Origin of the sequence: Candidatus Thiodiazotropha sp. LNASS1, from assembly GCF_964212655.1 — a bacterium.
In the GTDB taxonomy this organism is placed as follows: Bacteria; Pseudomonadota; Gammaproteobacteria; order Chromatiales; family Chromatiaceae; genus Thiodiazotropha.
In genome coordinates this window covers 3,004,981-3,018,872 of the sequence record NZ_OZ156465.1, presented here as the reverse complement: position 1 = coordinate 3,018,872, position 13,892 = coordinate 3,004,981, and the positions used below count along the sequence as shown (strand labels likewise).

The 13,892-nt window shown below is 54.1% G+C and carries 13 protein-coding genes; 7 read left to right on the top strand and 6 right to left on the bottom strand.

Annotated elements, in window-relative coordinates:
• Positions 1 to 37 precede the first annotated feature (37 nt).
• The 3 genes from hemW to uvrD form a co-directional block, all read right to left on the bottom strand.
• A complete protein-coding gene (gene hemW, locus AB8516_RS13240; RefSeq protein WP_369161312.1) occupies positions 38 to 1,234 on the bottom strand; it encodes a radical SAM family heme chaperone HemW in 1,197 nt (398 codons plus the stop codon).
• A gap of 104 nt (positions 1,235 to 1,338) precedes the next feature.
• A complete protein-coding gene (locus tag AB8516_RS13235; RefSeq protein ID WP_369161310.1) occupies positions 1,339 to 2,424 on the bottom strand; it encodes a TRAP transporter substrate-binding protein in 1,086 nt (361 codons plus the stop codon).
• 269 nt (positions 2,425 to 2,693) lie between these two features.
• Positions 2,694 to 4,856, bottom strand: a complete 2,163-nt coding sequence (gene uvrD, locus AB8516_RS13230; protein ID WP_369163283.1) for a DNA helicase II — start codon at positions 4,854 to 4,856, stop codon at positions 2,694 to 2,696.
• Between the two features lie 128 nt (positions 4,857 to 4,984).
• Between uvrD and AB8516_RS13225 the strand changes: the two genes are divergently transcribed.
• Positions 4,985 to 5,986: a glucokinase gene (locus AB8516_RS13225; protein WP_108293857.1), complete on the top strand. Its 1,002-nt coding sequence runs from the start codon at positions 4,985 to 4,987 to the stop codon at positions 5,984 to 5,986.
• Between the two features lie 143 nt (positions 5,987 to 6,129).
• On the opposite strand, the gene AB8516_RS13220 is transcribed toward AB8516_RS13225, so the two are convergent.
• Both AB8516_RS13220 and AB8516_RS13215 read right to left on the bottom strand, forming a co-directional pair.
• Positions 6,130 to 7,056: a cytochrome-c peroxidase gene (locus AB8516_RS13220; RefSeq protein WP_369161308.1), complete on the bottom strand. Its 927-nt coding sequence runs from the start codon at positions 7,054 to 7,056 to the stop codon at positions 6,130 to 6,132.
• 395 nt (positions 7,057 to 7,451) lie between these two features.
• Positions 7,452 to 7,883: a Fur family transcriptional regulator gene (locus AB8516_RS13215; RefSeq protein ID WP_369163281.1), complete on the bottom strand. Its 432-nt coding sequence runs from the start codon at positions 7,881 to 7,883 to the stop codon at positions 7,452 to 7,454.
• 313 nt (positions 7,884 to 8,196) lie between these two features.
• Here AB8516_RS13215 and AB8516_RS13210 point away from each other — a divergent pair, with 313 nt between their 5' ends.
• The 6 genes from AB8516_RS13210 to AB8516_RS13185 all read left to right on the top strand — a co-directional run bounded on the left by AB8516_RS13210 (position 8,197) and on the right by AB8516_RS13185 (position 12,753).
• On the top strand, positions 8,197 to 8,613 hold the full coding sequence (locus AB8516_RS13210) for a rubrerythrin family protein (RefSeq protein WP_108293851.1): 417 nt from the start codon (positions 8,197 to 8,199) through the stop codon (positions 8,611 to 8,613).
• An 86-nt stretch (positions 8,614 to 8,699) separates the two neighbouring features.
• Positions 8,700 to 10,046 (top strand): heterodisulfide reductase-related iron-sulfur binding cluster, encoded by a 1,347-nt coding sequence (locus AB8516_RS13205; protein ID WP_369161306.1) that lies wholly within the window; start codon positions 8,700 to 8,702, stop codon positions 10,044 to 10,046.
• Between the two features lie 18 nt (positions 10,047 to 10,064).
• Positions 10,065 to 10,352: an encapsulin-associated ferritin-like protein gene (locus AB8516_RS13200; RefSeq protein WP_069121059.1), complete on the top strand. Its 288-nt coding sequence runs from the start codon at positions 10,065 to 10,067 to the stop codon at positions 10,350 to 10,352.
• A 170-nt stretch (positions 10,353 to 10,522) separates the two neighbouring features.
• Complete coding sequence (locus tag AB8516_RS13195; RefSeq protein WP_369161304.1) at positions 10,523 to 11,107, top strand: DUF3501 family protein; 585 nt, start codon at positions 10,523 to 10,525, stop codon at positions 11,105 to 11,107.
• A 380-nt stretch (positions 11,108 to 11,487) separates the two neighbouring features.
• Positions 11,488 to 11,883, top strand: coding sequence for a DUF4398 domain-containing protein (locus AB8516_RS13190; RefSeq protein WP_369161302.1), 396 nt, complete (start codon positions 11,488 to 11,490; stop codon positions 11,881 to 11,883).
• 36 nt (positions 11,884 to 11,919) lie between these two features.
• Positions 11,920 to 12,753 carry an OmpA family protein gene (locus AB8516_RS13185; RefSeq protein WP_369161300.1) on the top strand — a complete coding sequence of 278 codons (834 nt, stop codon included), beginning with the start codon at positions 11,920 to 11,922 and terminating at the stop codon, positions 12,751 to 12,753.
• A 102-nt stretch (positions 12,754 to 12,855) separates the two neighbouring features.
• On the opposite strand, the gene AB8516_RS13180 is transcribed toward AB8516_RS13185, so the two are convergent.
• On the bottom strand, positions 12,856 to 13,842 hold the full coding sequence (locus tag AB8516_RS13180) for an IS110 family transposase (protein ID WP_369158528.1): 987 nt from the start codon (positions 13,840 to 13,842) through the stop codon (positions 12,856 to 12,858).
• Positions 13,843 to 13,892 lie beyond the last annotated feature (50 nt).

Here is a 13,892-nt window from a genome sequence, read left to right as displayed (position 1 = left end):
TAAATTAATACCTTACACCCGGTATGTAAAGATAAATTTAAGTTGCGTCGGTAACTTCAAAAATCGGGACCAGTTCATTTAGGAACCTGAATCCCAAAGGTGTAGGGCAGAGCCGCCCGTTAATGGAGTGGAGCAGCCCTTTTTTGATCGCAGTTTCCAATGACTCCCGTATGAAATCGAGAGCCAGGCCAGTGGTTGCGCTGAACAGCTCCTCCTCCACGCCATCTTTCAAACGAAGCGCATTCATCATGAATTCGACCGTCAGGTCTTGCGGCCGTAATACCCGCTCGCCCAGAAGGAACGGCAGTGCTCCTGCCCCGGCGGCCAGATAATCATTGGGATGGCGTCTTTTCCAACGCCGCATGATGACGCCGTCCCGGGTAGTGATTTTACTGTGCGCCCCTGCGCCAATACCGATATAGTCACCGAAGCGCCAATAGTTGAGATTGTGTCTGCAACGCTCCCCCGGACGTGAGAATGCCGAAACCTCATACTGTTCGAATCCCGCTTTCAGCAACCTCTCATGCCCCTGCTGTTGCATCTGCCAAAGACTATCCTCATCCGGCAGTTCGGGTGGTGATTGGTAGAATGGTGTATTGGGCTCCAGCGTCAACTGATAGTATGAGAGATGTCCCGGAGCCAATCCGATGGCCGCCGTCAGATCCGCCTGAGCCATCTCCGGAGTCTGCGACGGCAGGCCGAACATCAGATCAAGGTTGATTCGCTCGAATCCGCATCGGACCGCCCTGTCCACAGCCGCAAAGGCCTCATCCGAACCGTGGATACGACCGAGGGCCTGCAACGATTCATGATTCAGGCTCTGTACCCCAAGAGAGAGACGATTGACACCCGCTTCCCGGTAACCGGGCAAACGTTCGGACTCCAACGCACCGGGATTGGCTTCCAGGGTTATCTCCACATCTTCAGCCAAAGAAATACACCCTGCCATGCCTGACAATAACCGCCTGATACTTTCCGCTGAAAACAGGCTCGGCGTGCCGCCCCCTATGAAGACACTCTGCACGAGTCGTTCTGAAACCGATACCTGTTCCGTACGAAGATCCTGTAGCAGGGCATCCACATAGGCCTTCTCCTGCAGTGTCCCTTTTTGTGGATGCGAGTTGAAATCACAATAGGGGCACTTTCGAGCGCACCACGGTATATGGACATAGAGAGAGAGCGGAGGCAGTTTCAACATACCACTGACTGGAAGCGCCGGAGAATCCGATGACATGCTTCAGACCGCTCCATTGCGACAGGCCTGCTTCCAACCTCCCCGGCGGCAGGATGTGCCGCCGGGATTAAGATTAATGTGTGAATCTGGTTGCGATAGTCGCACTATGCCTTGTCGCGTGCCTGCAGGTAGGCAAAATCGGAAATAGACCCCCATTCACGCGAGCCTTTGAGGAAACTCATGTAGGAGTCATACACCTTCTTGGCAAAGGCATCCTTGGCAGCCAGCTCCTCCACTACCTCGTTTGAATATTTGCGCAGCGTTTCCAGTACGTCACCGGGATAGACGCGAATATCCACCTTATGCTTCTCGACCAGCGTCTTCAAGGCTGCCGGATTACGTGCCGTATACTCCGCCAGCATCTCCTGGTTGGCTATTTTACAGGCATTGATGACGATCGACTGCAGATCTTTGGGTAGTGCATCATAGGCCTTTTGATTGATGATTGCCTCAAGGGTCGTGCCTGGCTCGTGAAAGCCGGGGTAGTAATAATATTTGGCCGCTTTGAACAGACCAAAGGCCAAATCGTTGTAAGGGTTGACCCACTCAGTAGCATCGATCGCACCCGATTGCAGCGAGGTAAACAGCTCCCCCCCAGGCAGATTGACCGGTGTCCCGCCGGCACGCTTGAGCACTTCACCACCGAGTCCGGGTATACGCATCTTGAGGCCTTTCAGATCACCGACGCTGTTGATCTCTTTGTTGAACCAGCCACCCATCTGCATACCTGTATTGCCGCCTGGCGCGGGAATCAGGCCGAACGGTTTATACAGCTCCTGCCACAGCTCCAGGCCACCGCCAAAGTAGAGCCAGCCATTCATCTCCTGAGCCGTCATGCCAAATGGCACAGTGGAAAAGAACTGGGCGGTCTCGCTTTTCCCTTTCCAGTAGTAGGCGGCGCCATGACCAATCTCAGCGGTACCTCTCGAAACCGCGTCGAACACCTCAAAGGCCGGCACCAGCTCTTTCGCGCCGTATACCTTGACATGCATGCGACCGCCACTCATTTCATTGATCACCTCAGCCAGCTTGTTGGCGCCGGTGCCCAGCCCTGGAAAGTTTTTCGGCCAGGTGGTGACCATCTTCCATTTGATCTGCGGTTTCGCCTCAGTGACCCGGAGACCTGCCATACCGGCACCTACGGCCAGGGTTCCGCTACCTGCACGCTTAATAAATTCACGACGTTTCATACCTCTCTCCTGTTCCATTTATGTTATTTATCGAGCATCGAACATTCAAAATGAACAACCATATCCCGGCTGATTCCAGGTATCGCACGATTCAACGCCATCACCGATGACATCCATTGTTCCGTTTCAGACGTCGCAGACAAGAGTGCCCCGCGATAACCCGGTGGCGCTGTGACCGGCCCCGGCAATGCCGGAAATTGTCAAAACAGTCCTCATTTATAGACAAGTACAAAGGGGTAGTTTAGCCCTTCTACCGAACAAGACAGATCTCAACAGGGAGAAAGATTGGCATAGGCCACTACCAGCCACTTACTTCCCACCTCCTCGAAATTGACCTGTACCCGGGCACTGCGACCCTGACCTTCCGCATTCAATACCACACCCTCGCCAAATTTGGTGTGGCGCACCCGCTGTCCCAGACTGAATCCGCTCAGCTCGCCAACCTCCAGGTGGGGTGGACTGCCATATATCGGTTGGCTGATTGCGGGGCCGGCTCGTACCTCCGACATTAATTCCGACGGCATTTCCCGAATAAAGCGTGAGGGGAGGGGATAGCTGTCACTGCCGTGCAAGCGCCGACTCTCTGCGTGACAAAGGTAGAGTTGGCGCATCGCGCGGGTTACCCCCACGTAACAGAGTCGCCGCTCCTCCTCCAGGCGTGACGGATCATCCGCCGACATGCTGTGAGGAAACAGTCCCTCCTCCATACCCACCAGGAAAACCAGTGGAAACTCAAGGCCTTTCGCCGCGTGCAGGGTCATCAGCTGAACACAGGGTTCGGAGGGATCCCCCTGGGCCTCGCCCGCCTCCAATGCGGCGTGGGAGAGAAAGGTGGACAGCTCATCCATTTCATCGGCATCATCCACCTCGTAGCCAAACTGGCGGGTAGCGTTAACCAGCTCCTCCAGGTTCTCCTTGCGGTCAATACCCTTGCCATCGCGGCTCTTGTCGAAATGGCTTGGCAGTCCACTGGCCAGCAGTACCTGCTCAACCGTTTCCGGCAGTGAAAGGTTCGCACAATTCACCCGAAGCTCTTCGGTCAGGTCGAGGAAACCCTGTAATGCAGTTGCCGCCCGCTTTGCCATCGCGCCCCCCTGCAACAGCTCCGAGGCAGCCTGCCAAAGGGGACAATCAAAATCCCTGGCATGGGCACGTACGGCATCCATTGTCTTGGGTCCGATTCCCCTCGGCGGCATATTCACCGCCCGCTCGAACGCTCCGTCATCCTGTGGGTTATTGATCAATCTCAGATAGGCAAGGGCATCTTTGATCTCCGCCCGCTCGAAAAAGCGTAAACCGCCATAGACGCGATAGGGAATAGCCGCCTGCAACAGCGCCTCTTCGAACAGACGGGACTGGGCGGTGGTGCGATAGAGTATGGCCGCCTCCGATTGGCTGTTGCCCTCATCGATAAACCGCCGGATCCTCTCTACGACAAAACGCGCCTCGTCGATCTCATTGAAGGCGGCATAAAGTTTGATCGGTTCTCCTTCGCCATCCTGCGTCCATAATTGCTTACCCAGACGTGAAGGATTGTTGTTGATCAGGGCGTTGGCGGCATTCAGGATATTGCCGGTGGAACGGTAATTCTGCTCCAGGCGTACCAACCTGACTGTTTCGTAATGGGACTGAAAGCTCTGGATATTCTCAACCCGGGCACCGCGCCAACCGTAAATCGACTGGTCATCGTCACCCACTACAAAGAGGTTGTTTCGCGGTCCCGCAAGCATTCTGAGCCAGGCATACTGGATCGAATTGGTATCCTGAAACTCATCCACCAATACATGCTGAAAACGCTGTTGATAGTGCTGCAGGATATCCGGTCTCTCCCGCCACAGCTCATGGGCGCGCAGCAGCAGCTCCGCGAAATCGACCTGCCCGCCCCGTTCACAGGCATCCTGATATTCACTGTAGAAACGGATCATCTGCTGTTGATAGGGATCGCCGCCATCATCCAGGTGCTGGGGCCGCAACCCCTCATCCTTGCGGCCATTGATGAACCACTGGATCTGTCTCGGTGGCCAGCGGGCCTCATCCAGATCCAGGTTTTTCAGCAGGCGCTTGATTAGGCGAAACTGGTCGTCGGAATCGAGGATCTGAAAACTCTGCGGCAGTCCCGCTTCCTTCCAGTGCGCGCGCAACAGGCGATGCGCCAAGCCGTGAAAGGTACCGACCCACATACCACCCAATGGCTGACCGAGCAGCTCTTCGATACGATAGCGCATCTCCTTTGCGGCCTTGTTGGTAAAGGTGACCGCCAGGATCGACCAGGTCGATACTGCCTCAGCCGCCAGCAGCCAGGCAATCCGATGCACCAACACCCGGGTCTTTCCACTGCCGGCCCCGGCCAGCACCAACAGATTGCCTACAGGTGCGGTTACCGCCTCGCGTTGCGCATCGTTCAGGGGGTCGAGTATGGGTGAAACATCCATGGTGACTAGTTTACTCACCCGGTGGCGGCAAAAGCCACCGTTAAGGGGCGAATTTCAACCAATTTGTATAGAATTGAGCCGGAGCAGGGTATTCTCTTGCCCCTGCGTAATGACACAAGAGGTAGTAGATGCAGATACTGGCAGGCGATATAGGCGGCACCAACACACGACTCGCACTCTATCAGTCGAGTTCTGAGTCACCTTTAAACCTGCTTCTGCAAGAGACCTATCCCAGCCGGTCCTACGACTCCATCGAGGCCGTGCTGCATCGTTTTTTGACACACACATCCACCGGGGAGGTCGATCGTGCCTGCTTTGGCATTGCCGGGCCGGTGATCAATCAGGTGTGTGAAACGACCAATCTGCCATGGCGAGTATCCGCAAACCGGATCAACGACCGATTCAACTTCAAACAGACCCGACTGATCAATGACCTGGAAGCCAATGCCTGGGGTATAGAGACACTCGAAGAGCAGGATTTCTTCACCCTCAGTCACGGAGCTGACAAGGCCACTGGCAATCGTTCCATCATCGCTGCCGGCACTGGTCTTGGTGAAGCGGGTCTGTATTGGAGCGGAGAGCGATACCATCCCTTTCCCTCGGAAGGCGGACATAGTGATTTCAGTCCAACCACGCCGTTGGAATTCGGGCTGTTCCAGGTCTTGCAGAAGAGATACGGGCATGTCAGCTGGGAACGTCTGGTCTCCGGACCGGGCCTGGAGAGCATCTACGACTATCTGCTCGACCAGCAGGATATATCAACACCCTCATGGCTATATGAGCAAATGGAGAAAATCGGCAAGGCCCCCGCCATCTCCGACGCAGCACTCGACTCGACAGACCCGTTGTGCCGAAAATCATTGGAACTATTTACCCGGCTCTATGCCCGGGAAGCGGGCAACCACGCCTTGAAAATCATGGCTACAGGCGGTGTCTACCTGGGTGGAGGAATCGCACCTCGGATCCTGCCCATGCTGCAGGAAAACATTTTCATGGAGGCCTTCCTCGACAAGGGACCCATGCGAAAGATCATGCAGTCGATGCCCGTGAAGGTGATTCTAAATGACAAAACCGCCCTCTACGGAGCAGCAAACTACGCCACCAGGATACAGGCCATACCCAAGCAATGAGATCATCCTGTTGAGTGGCGAACATAGTGAATCAGGAGAATCGACGCGAATGGATTCCCCCCCTGCCTAAGGGGGGGTGTCAAATGAAATCAGACCATTGAGGCTATGAGGAACCCTGTCAACTGCATTGATCGGATCCCAGGTTACTCAAAAGGCTTAGGCGCCGGAGTCATGTCGGTGGAAGGTGGCAGGATCGGCATCAAGAAGGCAGGTTGATCACCTGTCAGGGTCTTAAGAAAGGCAACGATCTGGGCGTTCTCATTGTCGGAGAACTTCTTGCCCAATTGCAGGCGGCCCATCACATCTACTGCCTCGGTCAGAGTCTCGGCCTCACCGTCGTGGAAATAGGGATAGGTCATCTCCACGTTGCGCAGGGTCGGTACCTTGAACTTGAAGCGGTCCGCATCCTTGCCTGTAACGGCGCTCAATCCTTCTGCCGGACTCTTGGCCTTGTAGGGTTCCACAACACCCATCTTCTGGAATGAGTTGCCGCCAACGGCCTCACCGTTATGACAGCTGACACAACCACTCTCTTTAAACAGTTTATAACCAGCCCTTTCATCCTGAGAGAGGACTTGTTTGTCACCCAATAGCCACTGATCGAAACGGGAGTTCGGTGTTACCAGGGTTTTCTCGAACTCCGCAATGGCTTGTGTGACTTCGTCGATCGTGATCTTGTCGCTACCAAAGGCCTGCTTGAATTCCATGACATATTCAGGGATCGAGGTCAGTACGTCGATCGCCAAAGTATGGGTAAAAGCCATCTCACCGGGATTTGCGATAGGCCCACCCGCCTGTGCCTTGAGATCGGCCGCCCGGCCGTCCCAAAATTGGGCCACATTCAGGCTGGAATTGAGCACTGTCGGTGCATTGATGGGACCCTGCTGCCAATTGTGTCCAATAGATGTCTTAAGATTATCCGTGCCGCCCATACTGAGGTTGTGGCAGGAGTTGCAGGAAATAAATCCTGATTTAGAGAGACGGGGATCGAAATAGAGCTTTTTACCCAATTCAACCTGACCCAGATTGATATTCTGAACCGGCTTGATGGGCTGTATCGGTTCATCCATAGCCAAAATCGAGGTCGAAAATCCGAGCATAAGTGAAAACGTAACGATTTGTTTGCTTATCATAGCTTTTTACCCAATAGTTGAAATACTTATGTAACCATCCTCTGCCGTGAAAAGCCTTTGCCGCTTCATTCACCGGACCTGACTCTCCATCGATAGGGTAATTGTTCCGGTTTTTTCAATTATTATAGGCACTTGTAGACATAGGCTTCCTGCGCCACACCAAAAACCCTAAACAAAGGCGGGTTTATACTAGAATTAGAATAATTCTAAAACAATGATGCAGATCAACAGTTTTGCCGGATCAGTCCGCAGTCTCAACTGTGATGGATAGGATTTGTTCCGTGGCGGTAAAATAGCCCCAGCAGGGCGTATTGGATTAGTGTTAACAGGCCCTAGGAGCTGTTTCTTACCCGTACGACGAGATCGACAATCTCCATGGCTGTGCCCGCCGGCAGATCACTGTCGACGAAGTGGGGCGCCAGGCGCTCCTTGATGTCGATCAGATCGCCTGTGTCCACATTATAGAAATGGTGATGATGGCTGGTATTGGAGTCGTAGAAGGTACGACTCGAATCGATAAAGACCTCGCGTACCAATCCCTTCCTGACAAACAACCCAAGGGTATTGTAGACGGTGGCCTTAGAAACCCTGGCGCCTGTGTTTTTCACCGCTTCAAACAACTGCTCTGCGGTAACATGCTGATGACGAGCGAACAGCGTGTCGGCGATAAGACGGCGTTGCCTCGTCAAATTGATGTTGTGGTCATCGAGAAGTTTGTCGATACGTGCTCGATCCACCATTGGGCTGTTGCTTTTTGAGTCCATCGCCAAAGTATAAATACACACCCCACAAATTGCCAAGCCTTTGAACAAAAAAAGAATAGGCCGAGTAGAGCACCCTGTTATCGTCAGGCTCGATTTGACCTGCGTGCATCAAGGGCTTGCTCCTTATGCTACCTGGCGGACAAACTTGACCACGACCCCTGATTTTGATCCTAAATTATTAGGCATTATCTATCAATATCATTGAAAAGACCGCTCGATTCCAATCAATTTTAACTCTATTCTAGTCATCAGCGAAGGGCCGTACGGCTCGACGTACTTATCCACAATAAACCATCATTTCGGAGAACCAGATATGGAACTCAAAGGTAGTCAAACTGAGCAAAACCTGAAAGACGCTTTCGCCGGAGAATCCCAAGCCAACCGCCGTTATCTCTACTTTGCCGCCAAGGCGGACGTCGAAGGATATAACGATGTTGCCGCTCTTTTCCGCTCCACTGCAGAGGGTGAAACCGGCCACGCTCACGGTCATCTGGAGTATCTCGAGCAGTGTGGGGACCCCGCCACCGGAATGCCCATCGGCCCGACCGGCGATAATCTCAAGGCAGCGGTCGCCGGTGAAACCCATGAATATACCGATATGTATCCCGGCATGGCCAAGACCGCCCGTGATGAGGGTTTCGACGAGGTGGCCGACTGGTTCGAGACCCTGGCGAAGGCGGAGCGTTCCCACGCAAACCGTTACCAGAAGGCATTGGACGAAATGGACTGATATCCAATCATCATTCTGAGCCCATGGTTCGGGATGACCCATGGGCGGCCTCAGGGCCGCCCTTTGTCACAATCAGGAGCAGACTAATGGCAGCAGCACCCAGCAACCAGAGAGAAGGCAATCTGGAGGCCCCAACACGGCATCCGGTCGATTGGAAAAATCCTGACTATTACGACGAAGAGAAGCTCATGACAGAGCTGGAGAGGGTGTTCGATCTTTGCCATGGCTGTAGACGCTGCGTCAGTCTCTGCCACAGTTTCCCGACCCTGTTCGACCTGGTGGATGAATCGGAAACCATGGAGATCGATGGTGTTGATAAAAAAGACTATTGGCAGGTGGTCGATCACTGCTATCTCTGCGACCTCTGCTACATGACCAAGTGTCCCTACGTACCGCCTCATGATTGGAACATCGACTTTCCCCATCTGATGTTGCGAGGCAAGGCCGTCAAATATAAGAATGGCGAAGTCAAACTGCGCGACCGGGTCCTCACCAGTACCGACAATCTTGGCAAGCTGGCAGGTATCCCGGTGGTTGCCGGCGTCGTCAATCGTTTTAACAAAGCAAAGAACTTTCGCGAGATCCTCGATCACGCGCTTGGTGTTCATCCCGAAGCGAAGTTACCCGAATTTCATGCCAAGCCGCTTCGAAAACGGCTGTCTGAAAAAATCAACAGCGCCGCTGAGGGAACACCCGCCGGGACCACCAAAGGCAAGGTCGCCCTGTTCAGCACATGCTACGGCAACCACAACGAGCCCCAGGTCGGTGAGGACCTGGTTGCCGTCTTCGAACATAATGACATACCGGTCACCATTGCTGACAAAGAGCAGTGTTGCGGCATGCCAAAACTGGAACTGGGCAATCTCGACGCCGTGGAAACCGCTAAAGATGCGAATATCCCGGTACTGGCCAAACTGGTCGATGCCGGCTGGGACATCGTTGCGCCAGTCCCCTCCTGCGCATTGATGTTCAAACAGGAGCTGCCGCTGTTATTCCCGGATGATCCCGAGGTGAAAAAGGTTGCAGAGGCGATATTCGATATCTTCGAATATCTGATGATTCGTCACAAGCACGGCTTTCTGAAGACCGACTTCAAACAGGGGCTTGGCAGGGTCGCCTATCATGCCGCCTGCCATCAACGAGTGCAGAATATCGGCGCCAAGACCAAGGAGCTGCTCAGCCTGATCCCCGACACAGAGGTCACCGCCATCGAACGCTGCTCGGGCCATGACGGCACCTATGCTGTCAAAAGCGAATTCCATCAGCATGCCATGAAGATCGGCAAACCCGTGGTCAACCGGGTCAAACAGGCTGAGGCCGACCACTACGGCAGCGACTGCCCGATGGCCGGCCGCCATATCGAAAACGGCCTGCGTGACGGCACTGCTTCGGAGCATCCCATTACCCTGTTGCGAACCGCATACGGTGTTTAATCAATCAAGGAGTCAATCATGTCAAACGAAGGCTATCATGAACCCCTGGAACAACTCAGTGACGAAACCCGTGACATGCATAGGGCGATTGTCTCCTTGATGGAGGAGCTGGAAGCCGTCGACTGGTATAACCAACGCGTGGACGCCTGCAGCGACGAGAGCTTGAGAGCCATCCTTGCCCATAACAGGGATGAAGAGAAAGAGCATGCCGCCATGGTGCTGGAGTGGATCAGACGGCAAGATCCCAGTTTCGACAAGGAGCTGAAAGACTACCTCTTCACTGACAAGACCATTGCTCACGAATAGAGGACCGGCATTCATGAAATATAGCCCATTAGTGCCTGTTAACAATAATCTAATCGGTAGCCATGACGCCTTATGCCACCCGACAAGATCCAACAGCAAAACCGATCAAAACCCGGCCGCATGGAAATGAAGGCCGGTTGTAAAAATGAGAAATTACACAGGAGAGATTAATGACCCATCTTTCACACAGCGACCTCTACAGCCTCGAGGAGTATGCCCGAATTCGTCAGCAATTCAGGGCCAAGGTGATAGACCATAAGAAGAGTCGCCGCCTTCCCATCGGTCCGCACGCCGCGCTCTATTTCGAGGATGAACTGACCATGCAGTACCAGATTCAGGAGATGCTGCGGATCGAACGGATATTCGAGCAACAGGGCATTCAGGATGAACTCGACGTCTACAATCCGCTGATACCGGACGGGATGAATTGGAAGGCGACATTTATGATGGAGTATCACGATGTGGATGAGCGCAAGAAGGCACTGGCCGGGCTGATCGGCATCGAGAAAGCCATCTGGGTACAGGTCACTGGTTTCGACAAGGTCAGACCTATCGCTAACGAGGACCTGGAACGCAGCACCGAGGAAAAAACCTCAGCAGTCCATTTTCTCCGTTTTGAACTGACCCAGCCGATGATTGATGCCTTGAAAGGCGGGGCAGCCCTATCGGCGGGTATTGATCATACAAACTATGATTATACGGTAGACGACCTTGAGTCCAGCGTCCGTGAGTCATTGATTAAAGATCTTCACTGACGCAATCGGAATGTGATCAGCGTCTGCAAACCACGTGTCAGGGTGCCGCTCAACACCCCGGCATGGTGGTCGCACTCTCTCCGCATCGTTAAAAATCGTTAAATATTATAGCCGAAGGGCCCTCAAACCCTATCGGCCGGAGAGCGACGAAACACCGTCATCACCGGCGGATTCCTCAACCAGCTGCTGTGCTGATCAGGCTGAATCCCACATTGATCCAAGACTTGCGCCCCCTGCTTGTCATGCACTACTCCAGCACATCAGTTAAAGTTACAGACATGACAGGTTGACGAAGCAGCCTTTCACTTTAATAATCGAACCTATCCAACATGTATATATGCACGCTGGACAGCCACATATACCAAGAAAGGAACATTGTCATGATGATCGATCACACCTCCCGACTATGGCGTTCACATACACTACCCGTTTTCAGTGCTCTTTTTTTCACCGCACTCCTAGGCTGCAGTTCCACGCCTGAACCGGTTGCGGAGATGGCGGCCGCCAAAACATCCCTGGTGGCCGCTGAAAACGAAGAGACGACGAGGCATGCCCCCGTGGCTATCGATCGCGCCAAACAGAAACTGAAGCGCGCCGAAACCGCGATTGCCAAAGAGGAGTATGAGGAGGCGAAAAGGCTTGCGGAAGAGGCCCAGGCCGATGCGGAGTTGGCGCAGGCCATCGCCTCGAAGGCCGAGGCGGAAAAGGCCGTCAATGAATTGGAAAACAGCATTCAGGTGTTGCGTGAAGAGATCATGCGGGCCAGGAGCAGGTAAACCATAAGCAAACCCAATGATTAGGGGAGATCTACAATGTCTCGAACAATGATCAACTGGATCACCGCCACATTCCTGGCGCTACTCGTCACCGCCTGCGGCACCCTGCAGAAGAACCAGGCACTGCTCGATGCCGAGCAGACCTACGCCGAAGCCAAACAGGAGGAGCAATTGCTGCGTTACGCGCCCACCGAACTGGAGCGGGCCAACCAGGCGATTAGCCGCGCCGCAGAAGCCGAAACCGAAGAGGATATGACCTCGCTGGCCTATGTCGGGAAGACCCGCGTCGAAATCGCCAAATCGGTCGCCGCGCGCAAGGCCGCTTCCGCCAGACTCACCGAGCTGGGTGAAATCAAAGACAAGGAGAGGCTGCGGGCAAGGGAGATCGAGGTTCAACTCGAACAACAGGCAAAGACAGAAGCACTGCGGGAGAAAGAGGCCGCTCTAATGGAGCGGGAAAACGCGCTTGCCAAAGCGGAGGCGTTGCGGCAGGAACTTGCTGATCTGCAGGCGATGAAGACCGAACGCGGCATCGTCCTGACCCTTGGCGATGTACTTTTTTCCACCGGCAAGACTGAGCTCCTACCCGGGGCTATGACGACGATCGATAAGCTCGCCTCCTTCCTTGCCGAGTATCCGGACAAGACCCTGCTCGTCGAGGGCCATACCGACAATGTAGGGAGCGATGCCTTCAACCAGGATCTATCCGAACGACGCGCGAACTCGGTCAAAAACGCCTTGATGCAGGCCGGTGTCGATGGATCGCGTATCGACACGATCGGGCTCGGTGAAACGCAACCCATCACCGACAACAGCACCAGCGCCGGGCGATTGAAGAATCGGCGGGTGGAGATCGTCATTCGGGACTGACAACACCACCGCCGTGACTTAACCGGGCAATCCCGCCGGCTGGTTAACAAGTTCAGGTTTGGCTATGGGTAGATACCATCTCTCCCTTACTCCCACAAGTAGCTATAAAGCGGCTTGTGGGGAGTAAACTTGCTGGTGCTTGAGTACCCCAAAGCACAGATGTACTAATTTGCGCATAACGGCTCCTAATGCGGACATTTTGCATTTTCCTCTCGCGAGCAACCGCTCGTATAAGGCCTTGGCCGTCGGGTTGTGTAGACTGGCCACGATAGCAGGCATGTAGAGTTTGGCCCTGATCCTCGCGCTGCCTGCTTTCGACAGTCGTGGTCGCTTGTTGATGCTGGATCCGGATTGATGCTCGATGGGCACCACTCCCAGATAGGCGGCCATTTGACTAGCATGCTCAAAATCCCGGGCACGGTAGACACTCATCATGATTCGACTGAGGGTCCGGCCAATGCCTGGGATACTTTCTAGCAGCTGCTGGTCGTTTTTCAGCTGGGGGTGGGTGTCGATATGCTCATCGATCATCGCTTCCAGACGCTTTTGTTCTTGCTCCAGGCCTTTGAGCACGGTCGAGATGGAGTGCCCAACCTCTGGATGACTGATCCCTGACAAAGCCTTCTCCAGGCGGTTGCGTTCACGCTGGATATCGCCTTGCAATGCCTCCAGCCGTGACAGTAACTCTTTGAGTTTACGTATCTCTGCCGGTTCCGGTCTCCACAGATGCAGGGGTTCTTTGGCGCCATACAAGGCTAACACCAGCGAGTCCTTTCTGTCGGTCTTGGTGTGCACCGCGATACCCTTGGCGTAATCTCTCACCTGGGCCGGGTTAAGCACCGCGACTTCACCACCTTGCTCATGCAGACCGTAGGCTAGACGCTCGTGGTAGATGCCAGTCGCCTCCATGACAAAGCGTAACCCACTCAGTGGCTGACCAGTCTGTTTTTGTGACCAATCGAGTAGGTGGTCATGGCCGGCTGGTGTATTAGGAAAGACCTTCGACTTGACCTTGCGTGGTTCGATACTGCGTAACCACAGACAATCCAGCTTATTTTTACTCACATCAATGCCAATTATCGCTTTCATTCTCTTCACTCACCTTGTTCATGCAGCCTCTCTCCGTAATGCCGGAGGGA

Excerpts from the sequence above, each read along its gene's own strand:
- hemW (WP_369161312.1), bottom strand. The coding sequence starts at position 1,234 with ATGTCATCGGATTCTCCGGCGCTTCCAGTCAGTGGTATGTTGAAACTG.
- AB8516_RS13190 (WP_369161302.1), top strand. The coding sequence starts at position 11,488 with ATGATGATCGATCACACCTCCCGACTATGGCGTTCACATACACTACCC.
- AB8516_RS13215 (WP_369163281.1), bottom strand. The coding sequence starts at position 7,883 with ATGGACTCAAAAAGCAACAGCCCAATGGTGGATCGAGCACGTATCGAC.
- AB8516_RS13200 (WP_069121059.1), top strand. The coding sequence starts at position 10,065 with ATGTCAAACGAAGGCTATCATGAACCCCTGGAACAACTCAGTGACGAA.
- AB8516_RS13195 (WP_369161304.1), top strand. The coding sequence starts at position 10,523 with ATGACCCATCTTTCACACAGCGACCTCTACAGCCTCGAGGAGTATGCC.
- AB8516_RS13225 (WP_108293857.1), top strand. The coding sequence starts at position 4,985 with ATGCAGATACTGGCAGGCGATATAGGCGGCACCAACACACGACTCGCA.
- AB8516_RS13205 (WP_369161306.1), top strand. The coding sequence starts at position 8,700 with ATGGCAGCAGCACCCAGCAACCAGAGAGAAGGCAATCTGGAGGCCCCA.
- uvrD (WP_369163283.1), bottom strand. The coding sequence starts at position 4,856 with ATGGATGTTTCACCCATACTCGACCCCCTGAACGATGCGCAACGCGAG.
- AB8516_RS13235 (WP_369161310.1), bottom strand. The coding sequence starts at position 2,424 with ATGAAACGTCGTGAATTTATTAAGCGTGCAGGTAGCGGAACCCTGGCC.
- AB8516_RS13220 (WP_369161308.1), bottom strand. The coding sequence starts at position 7,056 with ATGGATGAACCGATACAGCCCATCAAGCCGGTTCAGAATATCAATCTG.
- AB8516_RS13210 (WP_108293851.1), top strand. The coding sequence starts at position 8,197 with ATGGAACTCAAAGGTAGTCAAACTGAGCAAAACCTGAAAGACGCTTTC.
- AB8516_RS13185 (WP_369161300.1), top strand. The coding sequence starts at position 11,920 with ATGTCTCGAACAATGATCAACTGGATCACCGCCACATTCCTGGCGCTA.
- AB8516_RS13180 (WP_369158528.1), bottom strand. The coding sequence starts at position 13,842 with ATGAAAGCGATAATTGGCATTGATGTGAGTAAAAATAAGCTGGATTGT.